Origin of the sequence: Shimia sp. R11_0 (assembly GCF_017744035.1) — a bacterium.
GTDB lineage: Bacteria > Pseudomonadota > Alphaproteobacteria > Rhodobacterales > Rhodobacteraceae > Shimia > Shimia marina.
In genome coordinates this window covers 34,633-48,552 of sequence record NZ_JAGHQY010000009.1, presented here as the reverse complement: position 1 = coordinate 48,552, position 13,920 = coordinate 34,633, and the positions used below count along the sequence as shown (strand labels likewise).

The window sequence follows — 13,920 nt, the reverse complement described above, 5'->3', positions numbered from 1 at the left end:
GTCAAGAAACTGTCACATTCCATACATCTTTTACGCGACCGCTTTCTGACATTGCACGAGCACCGCCACGCCGTGCCACACCTATACTGCACATACGCGCGGCAGCGCATCTGACCTCAGCCAAAGGCTCGCATATGCTTTCCCCTCTTCCCCCTACCGCGCCGCCCTGCCATAATGAGCCCCAAGCAACACCAACAAGAGCAGCCCGCGAATGCCCAACGACCTTCTGGCCGAAACCCAGCCGACCGATTACGACGCCTCTTCCATTGAAGTCCTTGAGGGGCTGGAACCTGTCCGAAAACGTCCGGGCATGTATATCGGCGGCACCGATGAGCGCGCGCTGCACCACATGGTCGCTGAGATCCTCGACAACTCGATGGACGAGGCCGTGGCAGGCCACGCCAATCGCATTGAGGTCGAGCTGCATGAGGACTATTCCCTGACGGTGCGCGACAACGGGCGCGGCATCCCAGTAGATCCCCACCCCAAGTTCCCAGACAAGTCTGCGCTGGAGGTCATTCTCTGCACCCTGCACGCGGGCGGCAAGTTCTCTGGCAAAGCCTATCAGACCTCGGGCGGTCTGCACGGCGTGGGTGCCTCCGTGGTGAATGCGCTTTCCGATTTGATGGTTGTGCAGGTTGCACGCAACAAAGAGCTGTATGAGCAGCGTTTCTCTCGTGGCATTCCGCAAGGCAAAGTCGAGAAAATCGGTGCGGCCCCCAACCGCCGTGGCACAACCGTGACTTTTCACGCGGATGAGCAGATCTTTGGCTCCCACCGTTTCAAACCTGCTCGTCTTTTCAAGTCGATACGCTCCAAAGCTTATCTATTTTCCGGCGTTGAGATCCGTTGGAAAACCCATATCGACGATGGCGAAACCCCGACAGAGGCCACCTTCCACTTCCCCGGCGGTCTGTCGGACTACCTCAAAGAAACCATGGACAAGGCGACCACCTACGCCGAGCAGCCTTTTGCAGGCACCGTGGATTTTCAGGAGCGGTTCAACACGCCGGGCAAGGTCGAATGGGCCATCAACTGGACCCCATCGCGCGATGGCTTCATCCAGTCTTACTGTAACACCGTCCCCACGCCAGAAGGCGGCACGCATGTGTCGGGCTTCTGGGCCGCCGTGCTCAAAGGCATCAAGGCTTATGGCGAGCTGGTGAACAACAAAAAGGCCGCCCAGATCACCCGCGACGATCTCATTACGGGAGGCTGCGCGCTGGTCTCCTGTTTCATCCGCGAGCCGGAATTTGTCGGACAGACCAAAGACCGCCTCGCCACGGTTGAGGCCCAGCGTCTTGTGGAAAACGCCGTGCGCGACCACTTTGACAACTGGCTCGCCGCCGACACCAAATCCGCCGGTGCGATCCTCGATTTCCTCGTGCTGCGCGCCGAAGAGCGGCTCCGTCGCCGTCAAGAGAAAGAGACCGCCCGCAAAACCGCCACCAAAAAGCTGCGCCTGCCCGGCAAGCTGGTGGATTGTTCGGCCACCAACCGCGAGGGCACCGAGCTCTTCATCGTTGAGGGTGACTCCGCGGGCGGCTCTGCCAAAATGGCGCGCGACCGCAAGAAACAGGCCCTGCTGCCCCTGCGCGGCAAAATCCTGAACGTGCTTGGCGCGGCCAGCTCCAAAATCGGCACCAATCAGGAAATCAACGACCTGACACAGGCGCTTGGCGTCGGGCTTGGCACCAAATTCAACGTCGACGATCTGCGTTATGACAAGATCATCATCATGACCGACGCAGATGTGGACGGCGCCCACATCGCCGCGCTGCTGATGACATTCTTCTACACCCAAATGCGCCCGATGATCGACGCGGGTCACCTCTACATGGCATGCCCCCCGCTCTTCCGCCTCACCCAAGGCGCCAAACGCGTCTACTGCGTGGATGAAGCGGAAAAAGACATGTGGCTGGAAAAAGGCCTCGGCGGCAAAGGGCGCATCGACGTCAGCCGCTTCAAAGGTCTTGGGGAAATGGACGCCAAAGACCTTAAAGAGACCACGATGGACCCGAACTCCCGCAAGCTGATCCGCGTGACGATTGACGAGGATGAACCCGGCGAAACCGACGCGCTGGTGGGCGATCTGATGGGCAAAAAGCCCGAGAAACGCTTCCAGTACATTCAGGAGAATGCGCGGTTTGTGGAGGAGCTGGATGTTTGAGCGCTAGTTATGCTTCATGAATACTTGGCGCGTTTAGCCAAAGAGTATGTATTTGAACGCGCAAAAAGGTTTGCTGGAAGCGAATTTGCGGACTTCATAAGGCATGATCTCGCTGTTGAGGCGAGGAAAAGAACGATTTTCCTTCCTTACGATCTAGAACTGAAAGCTAGTGTTGGTCAGTCGCAATGGGCATCAGTGCCCTGGCTAGCATTCTTTGACCCGATAATTACCGACACAGCTACACGCGGGTTCTATGTAGTTTACCTCATAAATCCACAGACTGAGGAAATTGTTCTGTCCCTGAACCAGGGAACGACAGAAGTATATGAAGAATTTGGTGAAAACGAACGAGGCAGAAAAATCCTCGCTCGGAGAGCCTCTGAAATGACTGACAGAGTTGCCGACTACGCCAATAAATTCGACATTGCTCCAATAGATCTAGGAACCGACGCGAAACTTCCGGCAGGTTACCAAGCTGGTCATGCCTTTGGGCGCGTTTACAACGCTAATTCAATCGATGCTGACGGTTTCTACAACGACTTGGAAAACATGTTGGAGGCATATCGAGCACTTGTTGATCGAGGTGGCCGCACTCCTGTTGAGTCAATGATGGAAGAAGCCGGCTCGACCGACATCGAAGAAACAAGAAAGTACATTTTGTCGAGACGCATCGAACGCGCGAAAAATGTACGCATCAAAGTATTGAAAGCACGTGGGGCCATTTGTGAAGGTTGCGGGCTAAACCCTCAGGTCCATTACAATTTTAGTGGCCTTTTAAAAAACACTCCACTGGATGTCCACCATGCGAAGCCCATAAGAGAACTCGCTGAAGGTGAAACACGTCGATACAAATTGCCCGAGGATTTTCTAGTATTATGTCCAACATGCCATCGGGTTATTCATAAGCAAAGCGACGCTTCCGATTTGGAAGCTCTTAAGCAGAGCATCCGGTTCGTTCACGCTAGTCAACTTGACTGGTAAGCTCTCGCCGCGCCTGACCCGAGGGTGGGTGCGGAATGCGCCCTCCCATGGGGGACGGTCGGACGCGGCGGAATGCTCTGCATTCCTGCGTAGGGTGCGCATTCACTGCGCACCGCCCCCACAAACACCCCCAAACCGGTGCGCATAAATGCGCACCCTACGGCTTGCTCCTGCACCGCCCCCCTGCCAAACTCCGCCACATGCGCCTGATCCTCATCCTCGCCCTCATGCTCCCCACCTCTGTCCTCGCACAGGCCCGCGCGGACAGTGAACGCTATCAGAACAACCACCTCTCCCACCCTGCGTCTCCCAAACGCCAGACGCCGGACCTGCACCAATGGCCGCAAGATCAACCGCGCACCGAGATCTTCTGTGATCAATACGCCCGCGCCGCCAGCGGCATGCGCGGCACAGAGCAAGGCAGCCGTACCGGCACCAACCTTGGCGAGGGGCTTGGCTACATCGGGACACGCGATCGCAAACAGGCCGAGGCCTTTGGCATGATCGGCGCCGCCATCGGCTCAGAAGCTGGCGCGGCGCAGGATCAGCAATTTTATGACTATCACTTCGGCGAGTGCATGGCGGGGGAACGGCTGGTGACCACACCACGATAAGGCGCAGCCCTGTCAGATGTTGAGAATTCCCTGTGGCAGAGACTGCTCCACAGCCTCGCGTCCCTGCGTTTCATAATACTGCCAGAGCGTCTCGATCAGCTGCGTGAATGGAATGGCCTCATTGTGAAACAGCGCCACATCATCGCGCTGCTCAAACTCCATATCGAGGGCGTCCATCACCCAACGCTTCAGTGGCAGTTCAAATTGATTGTTGCCCACAGCCCCCTCTGCACGGGCCAGATCAAAATCATTCAATCCAAGCATTTCGGCCACTTTGACCGATAGATCACGATAAACATAGGCCGTCGGATGCGCTTTCACATGATGCAGCCGCGCCTTGCGCCAGTTGTCGCTGTAAAATCCAGACATGGCGATATCATAGTCAAAGCGCTCTTCGCGCGTGCGAAACTCATTCACCGCACGGTCCATCTGCGCCAACAGCTCTGCACGGCTCATAAGAGGCTCTTCATGATAGAACCGCGCGGCCTCTTCCACTGAAGCCCCTGCCGCAAACAGCCGCACCAGAGCTTCATCTTCGGTCCGCCCAAATGGGTAGGCATTGTCCCAGACACATGTGCGCTCCAACGCGAACTGCCCGGAGAAATGCAATGCAGGGATGGTAAAAAGCTGTTTTCCCTGCGTGGCACAGAGCGCTTTAAGATTGTCGTACTTGACCGCATCTACGGGTGAGCGCACGATGGGCTGCGCCACAATGACATCTGCCTCATCAATGACCTTGGCCGCATTCTCGGCATCTTGAGCGGTCAGCAAATGCACCTGAATTGGGCGCAAAAAATGAAACCGCGCATCAAAATCAGCTGCCCCAGGCTTAAGAAAACGCCAGAACAGCGCTGGCCCCTGACAATTGGTGATCGACAATAACTTTATCATATCCAACCTCAATTCAAATACCCGCGCCCGAAAGCGACTTAAGCCTGCAATTAGGTCAATCTATACGGAAGCCAAAGCCGCAAGGAAAGACGCGAAGCGCGAAGGCTGCCCCAGGACCCAACGCTGACCCACCTGTGATCCCTGTTACACCCCTTAGATGCTAGGTTCATGCCATGGTCGACTTCATCAACCTCTATCAACTGCCTCTGATCCTGCTGTGCTTTGCTATTGGCTGCATCGGTGCGCTGCTGCTGTTCAAGTTTGCCCATCGCTCAAAGGCATGGGAGGTCGCCGATGTCATTTGGGTGGCCCTCGGGGGGCTTGGCGCGGTTGTCGCCATTGCTGTCGGGATCTATCAGGATGATAGCACCGCCCTCAATCGTCAGGTGACCGTGGCCTATACCGCCAGCCGCGCCTTTGATGCTGATGCCGCCCGCTTCCGCCTGCGCTACTGCGTGGGATCCAAAGACGCGGATTTGATCAAGCTCTGCGACAAGGTGGAGTATCTTTCCGCCAGCTCCGCAGGCAACACCGCCTTGCCGCTTTTTGTCTCTGTTACCGAGCGCACGGCGCCTCTTGAGGGGTTCACACTGCTCTTTGGTCGGGCGCGTGAACGTGCTGCGATGGAAAAGGCGGCTGCCGAGCTGGAGGCCGCAGAGTTTATCGCATTCGACACACGCGACGTGCCAACAGTGATGGCGCTGGAACATCTGGAACCCACCCGTCCGGAAATTGCGGCAGACTATCGGGTTCTGGCCTTGACCTATGACGCACTCATCGCTGAGATCGAGAGCCTGCGTAGAGCATGGGACGTCCTTCAATCGGGCCGTGCCCTTCTCATTTTACAGTGTATTGCTGTTTGCCTCGTGGCCTTTGCCGCGCCATTCCGTCTTGGACGTACAATTGACGGGCTGGTGTGATTTCTCACCTTGTTCACAAAAAAGGGGCTGCTAACGTCGTGACATGCGCATCTGGCCCTTTGTTCTCTCACTCGCTCTGATCTCCTGCGGCCGCAGTCTCACGGAAGGCGAGAAAGCCTTCATCGCCGACGTCCAAGGCGAGTCGCTGAATACGTCTCCGATCCGCATCAGTCGAAACGCGCCGCTTGGCGTCGCCACTTTCACCTATCAGAAACGTCCCCGCCTCGCCTGTCGAGAGCGGATCAACCCGGAGCCCAAAGAAGAAACCATCACGGCCTCTGCCGCAGGAGTTGTGCTTTTCAACAAACTCTTCACCTCAGAAGGCTGGTCCCTGCCCGACTATCTGCCAGAGTATCCGGAAAAGCTTCATATGAGCGCCGCATTGTTCTTTGCCCATGAGATGACACACGTCTGGCAATGGCAACACCGAGACGTCACAGGATATACTCCATGGCGGGCAGCTCAGGAACACAAGCGCGGCGTCGACCCTTATCAATTCGAGGAGTCATCCGCCGAAACGTTTCTGGACTACGGCTATGAACAGCAGGCAGCTGTTGTCGAAGAATACCTCTGCTGCGCGTTGCTTGATCCTAAAGCGCCCCGCACAGACCGCCTGCGCAACTTGCTCGACGACCATTTCCCAGTGGACGACTTGCCTCAGGTTCATGCCGTCACCCTGCCGTGGGATGGCGTGAAGATCGAGGGTATCTGCCGTTAGTTTTGTCGGTTTTTTCACCGACAAAAACAAACGTGATACCGATGCAATACTGACGCGATACAGACGATAAACAGCGCGTAAAAAAGGGGGCCATTGCCCCCCTTTTCATTTATACCCGAATGCACTGTCCGGGATCAGCTGACGCGTACCACCCGGTGGTGTCCATTCGCTTTCGAAACAGGCCGTACCTTCCTTCTGGAAATACAACACCTGAATGTCATACCAGCCCGCTTTCGGCACGTTTACCTGAGGTCGACCTGCGCTTGCACAAGCGGTAACTTTATCCAGTTTTCCAACGGTTTGTCCGCTGATCCAGATCTGAGCACCGTCATTTGTATAGAACTCAACCCCATAGGTGCCCGCAGCCGGAAATTTGATGTAGCCATTCACCATAGCAGACACTAATGAGGATCGCCCTGAAGTCAGAACTTCCGCATCTTTCCCTTTATCCGGATAATTCAACCCAGCCAAAGGCTTACCGGGCTCGCCAAAGCGCTCAATGCGGCGCTTTGCTGGCCCCAGAGTACGCACCTTCCGATCATTGACCGCATAGACCACGGACAGCCCTTGTTTAAGCCCGGTCGGCTGTGGATCGGCTGGTGTCAGATTAATGATCTCCGCAGAAGCTGTTGTGCCAACAAACAATGCAGCAGCCGCCAAGATCTTGCCCAAAAGTGACTTCACTTTGAGTTCCCCCTCAAAATTATTCCTTCAAAATCAGCCTAGAAGCATAGTTTGAGCAGGGCAAGTAACAGTTCCAAAACGCATCAATTGCCTCGCAAACAGACAAATTAACAAAGCGAACTGCCTGCCACTTTGCAAAAATCGCGCCAGTTCGAAAACGCAAAATCATGTGGAATCTCTGATACAGCGGACTTTCTGTAACCTTCCGTAAACAAAGCAAACTTCGCACCTGCACCGACTGCGGTTTGCGCGTCAACTTCACTATCCCCAACATAAAGAACATCCGCCATGGAAATTTCCCCCACTGCAGTTGTGAGAGGCAATGGATCGGGTTTTCTTACGGGAAGCGTATCGCCCCCGACCACGATATCAAAAAATCTTTCCAATCCAGTCGTTTGAAGCACGTGGCGCGCTGGAACCTCTGGTTTGTTGGTACAAACGGCGAGTGCAATCCCGCGGTTTTTCAAATCCTGCAAGGTTGCAACGACGCCATCATAGACCGTCGTGTGCGTGTAATCAGAAGTGCTGTAAATCTCAAAAACACGCAGTGTTAACCTCTGAAGATCACTCACTTCAAGGCCACAATGTGCAATCACACGCTCAACAAGCGTAGGTAAACCATTACCAACAAAAGAAATTATCGTAGTAAGATCCAGAGGTGGCAAAGCCTCTTCCTTAAGCATCTGATTGACGGAGACCTGTATGTCTGCGGCACTGTCCACCAATGTGCCATCCAGATCAAAAACAACCATCTTCAGCATTCTGCATTCCCTTGATTTTCTCAAAGGCACAAGAGCAACCTTCTGTAGAAATGGCAAGGCAGCCCAATCAGCTGCTCGCGTCCTTGAACCAAGCCACGATGGCACGCCGTTCTTCTGGCTCCATCCAACTGACATTTGCAGGGGGCATCGCCTCGCTCACGCCAGAGTGCAAATAAATCGCGCGAGCCGCAGCGGCGATCTCGGTTGGGGTTTCAAGCAGAACATTCTTCGGTGCACGATGGATCCCGTCATAGCCAGGCTCGCGCGCATGGCACATGGAGCACCTGCCCAGGACAATATCTGTCACATTTTCAAACCCTTCCGCCTCTGCAAACATCTGCTCAGAGGCGGTCATGGCGCGCGCCTCTTCGGCCTCAGGATCACTTTGGGACAGCGGCGCAGTCGACAGCCACATAATGAGGATAAACAGGATAGCCGTCACCAACCATGTCCAATACGGAGGTTTGTTATGTGCATGCATCGTGTTGAAAAAATGCCTGATGGTGACGCCCATCAGAAACACCAGCGCCGCAATGAGCCAATTGTATTCGGTGGCAAAAGCCAAAGGATAGTGGTTTGACAACATTAGGAAAACCACAGGCAGGGTCAGATAGTTGTTATGGGTGGAACGCAACTTCGCGATCTTGCCATACTTGGGATCAGGTGTGCGCCCTTCCTGCAAGTCTTTCACCACAATGCGCTGGTTCGGCATAATAATGAAAAACACATTTGCGGTCATAATGGTTGCGGTGAATGCGCCAAGGTGCAGCATCATGGCGCGACCGGTGAAAATTTGATTGTAGCCCCAGCCCATTGCTACCAGCAGCCCAAACAGCAAAACCATCAAGATGGTCGGGTACTCGCCTAGTGGAGATTTGCAAAGGAAATCATAGACAAGCCAGCCAATGCTGAGGGAAAGCGCCGAAATGAGGATCCCTTGCCAAAGCGCCAACTCCGCCTTGTTCTGATCAATCAGATAAAGCTCTCCGCCTGCCCAATAGACGACCATCAACAGCGCAGCTCCGCTGAGCCACGTCGAGTAGCTTTCCCATTTGAACCACGTCAGATGCTCAGGCATCGCTTCAGGTGCCACAAGAAATTTGCGGATGTGGTAGAACCCACCTCCATGCACCTGCCACTCCTCGCCATGCGCCCCAACTGGCAGGTTCGGGGCTTTGCGCAGACCGAGATCCAAGGCAATGAAATAGAATGAAGACCCAATCCATGCGATTGCCGTAATCACATGCAGCCAACGCACCGCAAAGGCCATCCAATCCCACATGATTGCAAATTCATTCATAGCTATCTCTCATTTTAGTTGCTGTCGCACGCTAGCGTCCCTCGGTTTTCTTCTCTATCGTGAAAAACTCCGAACAGCTTCAAGAATATCCTGAAGATAGCTAAAGACAAAACCATGTCCTACATCGACAATATCCGCACATTTGTGCGCGTTTACGAACTGGGCAGCATGTCTGCGGCCGCCCGCGATCAACGCATTTCTGCCGCGGTTGCCTCCTCACGTATTTCACAGCTTGAGGATTATCTGAGTGTTCGACTGTTTCATCGCACAACGCGGCAGCTCAACCCCACAGAACAGGGCAATACCTTTTACGAGGGAGCCTGCAAGATCTTGGAAGCGATTGATGAAGCGGAAGCCGCCGTCAACTCCATCACACAAAGCCCACGAGGCCTTTTGCATATCGCAGCTCCGCTGGGTGTGGGGCGACGACTGATTGCGCCGCTTATACCTGAATTTAAAAAAGAATTCCCTCTGATAGACCTTCGACTGCGTCTCTCAGATCGCAAACTGGATCTGACGGCCGAAGGTCTGGATGTCGCGTTTTTCCTTGGCGTGCCAGAAGACAGCACTTTGCGCATCAAGAAGATTGCTGACTGTCCGCGCCTGCTGTGCGCCTCCCCGGGCTACATAAAGCAACGCGGCCTGCCCGTTTCTGCCGATGAGCTCACCAATGGTACGCATGACTGTCTCAATCTGCGCTACCCCGGCGCACCAGAGTTCCAATGGCCGCTTCAGACCAAAGACGGTCTTCAAAGATTTGCCGTCAAAGGTCCATTTGAGTCAGATGATGGCGATGTGCTGACAAATTGGGCGCTGGATGGATATGGGATCACGCTCAAACCGGCCTTTGAAATTGCCGAACACCTCTCTTCCGGCGCCTTGGTGCCAGTGCTTCAAGAAACGCCACCCATCCCCATCCAGATGGCGCTGCTCTATACCCATCGACGCCATCAGGACCCGAAAACAAGGCTCCTGATCGACTTCATGGCCCCACGTGTTCAAGCAGCCCTGCTTGCCAGCCAACCTGCCTAACGAAGCCTAGCTCCCGCGATAGGTTGAGTACCCGTAAGGCGACAGCAAGAGCGGTACATGGTAATGCGCCTCGGCATCCGCCATTCCGAACCGGATGGGGACCTCATCCAGAAACAGAGGCGCAGCTCCTGCTTGCCCTGTCGAGCGCAGATAGTCACCGCAATAGAAGACCAACTCATAAGATCCTGTTTTAAAATCGTCTTTGGGCAAAATCGGCGCATCAGTTCGGCCATCGTCGTTGGTGACCGTCTCGGCAATTTTGTCGCGGGCGTTTTCCGTGAGTCGATAAAGCTCAATACGAATGCCCTCTGCGGGCAATCCTCGCGCGGTGTCCAAGACATGGGTTGTCAAATATCCGGCCATGTTGCGTCCTTCCATATTTTGTCTTTTTCTAACGCGCCTGCATACCGTTTGAGCAGCGCCACAGTCCCAACAACTCTTTCATGAATAAAAAGAAAGTCCTACGTATTTTCTTTAGATAGAACATAATGACAGAATTCCGAGGGAGCCACTCACGTGACACGTTACGTCCGCAACATGCGGGGCTACGGCCCCAATGCACCGCATGCCGCCTGGCCAAATGGTGCGAAAATCGCCGTTCAATTTGTGCTCAACTATGAGGAAGGTGCAGAAAACTGTGTGCTGCACGGTGACGCCGCCTCAGAAGCGTTTCTGTCCGACATTCCCGGCGCGGCACAATGGCCCGGACAACGCCACTGGAATATGGAATCCATCTATGAATATGGCGCGCGTGCGGGCTTCTGGCGCTTGCATCGACTGTTCACTGGCGCCAATATTCCCGTCACGATCTATGGCGTGGCACAGGCCTTGGCCCGCAATCCCGAACAAGTCGCGGCCATGAAAGCCGCGGATTGGGAAATCGCCAGCCACGGCCTCAAATGGGTCGAACACAAAGATATGCCCGAAGCCGAAGAACGCGCCGCCATCGCAGAAGCTGTGCGATTACATACCGAAGTGGTCGGTGAACGCCCAAGAGGTTGGTATACGGGCAGATGCTCTGAAAACACCGTGCGTCTGGTCGCAGAAGAAGGTGGCTTTGACTATATTTCCGACACCTATGATGACGATCTGCCTTATTGGCTGGAAGTTGAGGATCGGGATCAACTGATTATCCCCTACACGCTTGAAGCCAATGATATGCGCTTTGCCACCGCCCCCGGCTGGGTCACCGGGCAGGATTTCTACACCTACCTCAAGGATGCCTTTGACGTGCTCTATGCCGAAGGCGAAGACGGCGCGCCCAAGATGATGTCCATTGGGTTGCATTGCCGTCTTGTGGGGCGCCCGGGAAAACTCGCGGCTTTGAAACAGTTCATTTCCTACATTCAAGGCTTTGACGGCGTCTGGACGCCACGACGGCTGGAGATTGCCAAACATTGGCAAACAACGCACCCCGCTGCCCGTATGGAGCGCCCAAGCCAAATGGACAAAGCCCGGTTTATCGAGCGTTTTGGCTGTATCTTCGAACACTCTCCATGGATTGCAGAGCGGGCGTTTGAGTTGGAACTCGGCCCCGCCCATGATTGTGCCGCAGGTGTTCACAATGCGCTTTGCCGCATGTTCCGCTCAGCCAGTGAAGAAGAACGCTTAGGCGTTTTGCTGGCCCACCCCGATTTGGCTGGAAAACTGGCCGCTGCGGGGCGCTTAACCACCGAAAGCACGTCAGAACAGGCGAGCGCAGGCTTGGACATGCTGACGGACGCAGAACGCGAAAAATTCACCGCTCTCAACTCCAATTATGTCGCAAAACATGGTTTCCCATTCATCATCGCTGTACGGGATCACACCAAGGCTTCCATCATGGCGGCTTTTGAAACACGTATCGCAAATGACAGCGATGTGGAGTTTGCAGAGGCGTGCCGTCAGGTAGAGCGCATCGCGGAGTTCCGTCTGCTGGACGTTCTGCCATGACGCAAATTCAGGTTCGCAATCTGACCAAAGAGCTGTTCGCACCTTTTGGCGACGTTATCTCGCTGAAAGGCACAGCGGATAAAATCATTAACCAGGGCATGTGCGGGCGGCACCATGATCTGGCCACGTTGGACTTTGGTCCCAAAGGGCGCGCTGGCATTTCTCTCTTTAGCGCCACCCCGCGCAACCTCCCTTACACACTCGACATGGTTGAACGGCACCCGGAGGGATCGCAAGCTTTTATACCGATGAGTGAACATGCATTTCTGGTCATTGTTGCTGAAGATTTGGGCGGACAACCCGGAGTACCACAAGCATTCCTTACCGTACCAGGACAGGGCATCAACTTTCACAAAAACACATGGCATGGCGTTTTGACGCCGCTCTCTGCGCCCGGCCTCTTTGCCGTTGTAGATCGCATTGGAGATGGCGCGAACCTCGAAGAATTTTGGTTCGACACACCCTATGAAATCGTGTCGGATCAAACGCAAAGATCAGGGGGCCCCTGATCAAAAGCCTTAAAGCTGTTCAAAGAAACAGCAGGGCGCAACGACCGACAGGAGAAGGAAAATGGCTGATACAGCTACAACGACACCAATCAAAGGGACCTATTCAGACCCGAACATCACTCCCCCATTGGGGCAAGCGATCCCTCTCGGGTTTCAGCATGTCTTGGCAATGTTTGCCTCCAATGTGACGCCATCAATCATCGTCGCAGGTGCCGCAGGACTGGCCTTTGGCGGACCTGAGCAAATCTACTTGATCCAGATGGCAATGCTTTTCGCAGGCATTGCGACTCTTTTCCAAACCGTAGGCATCGGCCCCATCGGTGCGCGCCTGCCGATTATGCAGGGGACAAGCTTTGCCTTTGTGGGCGTGTTGGCTGGCGTCGCAGCGACACAGGGGCTGAGCGTTGCACTGACCGCATGCATCATCGGCGGCATTGTCCATTTTGCTTTGGGATCTGTCATCGGAAAATTGCGGTGGCTTTTTCCACCACTGGTGACCGGCCTCGTAATTTTGGCCATTGGTCTCTATCTGATCCCAGTCGCAATAAAATATGCTGCAGGCGGCGCAGCGTCTTTCCAGATGGAAGCTGAGAGCTTTGGCTCCCTGAAACACTGGTCTGTGGCTCTGACTGTGGTTGTGGTGGCTTTAGTGCTGAAATTCTACACAAAGGGGGCCCTCTCCAGCGCCGCCATTCTTGTGGGTCTGTTAGCCGGCTACGCGCTTGCCTTTGGACTCGGGATGGTGAGCTTTGCAGCCGTCAGCAAAGCCTCATGGATTACCGGCATCACCCCCCTACCATACGGGTTTGAATTCAGCTTTGGCGCCGTCATTGCTGTGACGCTGGTGTCTGTTGTCTCAGCAATTGAAACCGTCGGCGATGCTTCCGCCACAGCCAAAGCGGGTGCAGGGCGTGATGCAACCGACGCGGAAATTCAGGGGGCAACCTATGCCGATGGCCTTGGCACTGCTGTCGCTGGTGTTTTTGGCGGTTTGCCCAACACCTCCTTCTCTCAAAACGTTGGGATTGTTGGTATGACCGGCGTTATGAGCCGCCATGTGGTGACGATTGGAGGGCTTGTGCTGATCCTATGTGGCTTGATGCCAAAAATCGGTGCTGTCATCGCCTCCATGCCACTTCCTGTTCTGGGTGGTGGGGTCATCGTGATGTTTGGCATGGTGGCCTCAGCAGGCTTGAATGTCCTGACCGAAGTCGAGATGAACCGCCGCAACATGGTAATTATTGCCGTTTCTCTGGCAGTTGGCCTCGGGCTCAATCTTGTTCCAACAGCCGTGCAATACCTGCCAGGTGTGGTGAAAACGCTTATGACATCTGCGGTGGCACCAACTGCGCTCTGCGCCATTGTACTAAATTTGTTACTGCCACAAGAAGACAGCTAATCTTCGACA

Annotated in this window: 14 protein-coding genes; 9 read left to right on the top strand and 5 right to left on the bottom strand. The window is 54.7% G+C overall.

The features are described 5' to 3' along the window. The first annotated feature begins 211 nt into the window (after positions 1-211). The 3 genes from parE (at position 212) to J7382_RS16735 (ending at position 3,765) form a co-directional block, all read left to right on the top strand. Complete coding sequence (gene parE / locus J7382_RS16745; protein ID WP_209070152.1) at positions 212-2,170, top strand: DNA topoisomerase IV subunit B; 1,959 nt, start codon at positions 212-214, stop codon at positions 2,168-2,170. Positions 2,171-2,179: 9 nt separating this feature from the next. Continuing rightward, positions 2,180-3,151: a DUF3578 domain-containing protein gene (locus tag J7382_RS16740; RefSeq protein ID WP_209070151.1), complete on the top strand. Its 972-nt coding sequence runs from the start codon at positions 2,180-2,182 to the stop codon at positions 3,149-3,151. A gap of 200 nt (positions 3,152-3,351) precedes the next feature. Continuing rightward, a complete protein-coding gene (locus tag J7382_RS16735) occupies positions 3,352-3,765 on the top strand; it encodes a hypothetical protein (RefSeq protein WP_209070150.1) in 414 nt (137 codons plus the stop codon). Between the two features lie 12 nt (positions 3,766-3,777). Here the strand turns inward: J7382_RS16735 and J7382_RS16730 are convergent, their stop codons facing one another. Then, positions 3,778-4,656, bottom strand: coding sequence for a WcbI family polysaccharide biosynthesis putative acetyltransferase (locus J7382_RS16730; protein ID WP_209070149.1), 879 nt, complete (start codon positions 4,654-4,656; stop codon positions 3,778-3,780). 173 nt (positions 4,657-4,829) lie between these two features. Between J7382_RS16730 and J7382_RS16725 the strand changes: the two genes are divergently transcribed. Further along, entirely contained in the window at positions 4,830-5,576 is a 747-nt protein-coding gene (locus tag J7382_RS16725) for a hypothetical protein (RefSeq protein WP_209070148.1), read from the top strand. 43 nt (positions 5,577-5,619) lie between these two features. Beyond that, entirely contained in the window at positions 5,620-6,294 is a 675-nt protein-coding gene (locus J7382_RS16720) for a hypothetical protein (protein WP_209070147.1), read from the top strand. 105 nt (positions 6,295-6,399) lie between these two features. On the opposite strand, the gene J7382_RS20235 is transcribed toward J7382_RS16720, so the two are convergent. The 3 genes from J7382_RS20235 to J7382_RS16705 form a co-directional block, all read right to left on the bottom strand. Beyond that, the gene (locus J7382_RS20235) at positions 6,400-6,978 is read right to left on the bottom strand and encodes a PA14 domain-containing protein (protein WP_209070146.1); all 579 of its coding nucleotides are present in this window, start codon (positions 6,976-6,978) and stop codon (positions 6,400-6,402) included. 107 nt (positions 6,979-7,085) lie between these two features. After that, entirely contained in the window at positions 7,086-7,739 is a 654-nt protein-coding gene (gene gph / locus J7382_RS16710; RefSeq protein ID WP_209070145.1) for a phosphoglycolate phosphatase, read from the bottom strand. Positions 7,740-7,806: 67 nt separating this feature from the next. After that, positions 7,807-9,039: a urate hydroxylase PuuD gene (locus J7382_RS16705; protein WP_209070144.1), complete on the bottom strand. Its 1,233-nt coding sequence runs from the start codon at positions 9,037-9,039 to the stop codon at positions 7,807-7,809. Positions 9,040-9,153: 114 nt separating this feature from the next. On the opposite strand from J7382_RS16705, the gene J7382_RS16700 reads away from it, so the two are divergent. Next, positions 9,154-10,071, top strand: a complete 918-nt coding sequence (locus J7382_RS16700; protein ID WP_209070143.1) for a LysR family transcriptional regulator — start codon at positions 9,154-9,156, stop codon at positions 10,069-10,071. Positions 10,072-10,077: 6 nt separating this feature from the next. Here J7382_RS16700 and uraH read toward each other — a convergent pair whose 3' ends face one another. After that, positions 10,078-10,434: a hydroxyisourate hydrolase gene (gene uraH, locus J7382_RS16695; protein ID WP_058240936.1), complete on the bottom strand. Its 357-nt coding sequence runs from the start codon at positions 10,432-10,434 to the stop codon at positions 10,078-10,080. Between the two features lie 153 nt (positions 10,435-10,587). Here uraH and puuE point away from each other — a divergent pair, with 153 nt between their 5' ends. From puuE to J7382_RS16680, 3 genes are all read left to right on the top strand, one after another. Beyond that, entirely contained in the window at positions 10,588-12,003 is a 1,416-nt protein-coding gene (gene puuE, locus J7382_RS16690) for an allantoinase PuuE (protein ID WP_209070142.1), read from the top strand. Continuing rightward, positions 12,000-12,512 (top strand): ureidoglycolate lyase, encoded by a 513-nt coding sequence (locus J7382_RS16685; protein WP_209070141.1) that lies wholly within the window; start codon positions 12,000-12,002, stop codon positions 12,510-12,512. Before puuE ends, J7382_RS16685 begins: the two co-directional genes overlap by 4 nt. Positions 12,513-12,573: 61 nt before the next feature. Beyond that, the gene (locus tag J7382_RS16680; protein ID WP_209070140.1) at positions 12,574-13,911 is read left to right on the top strand and encodes a nucleobase:cation symporter-2 family protein; all 1,338 of its coding nucleotides are present in this window, start codon (positions 12,574-12,576) and stop codon (positions 13,909-13,911) included. Positions 13,912-13,920 lie beyond the last annotated feature (9 nt).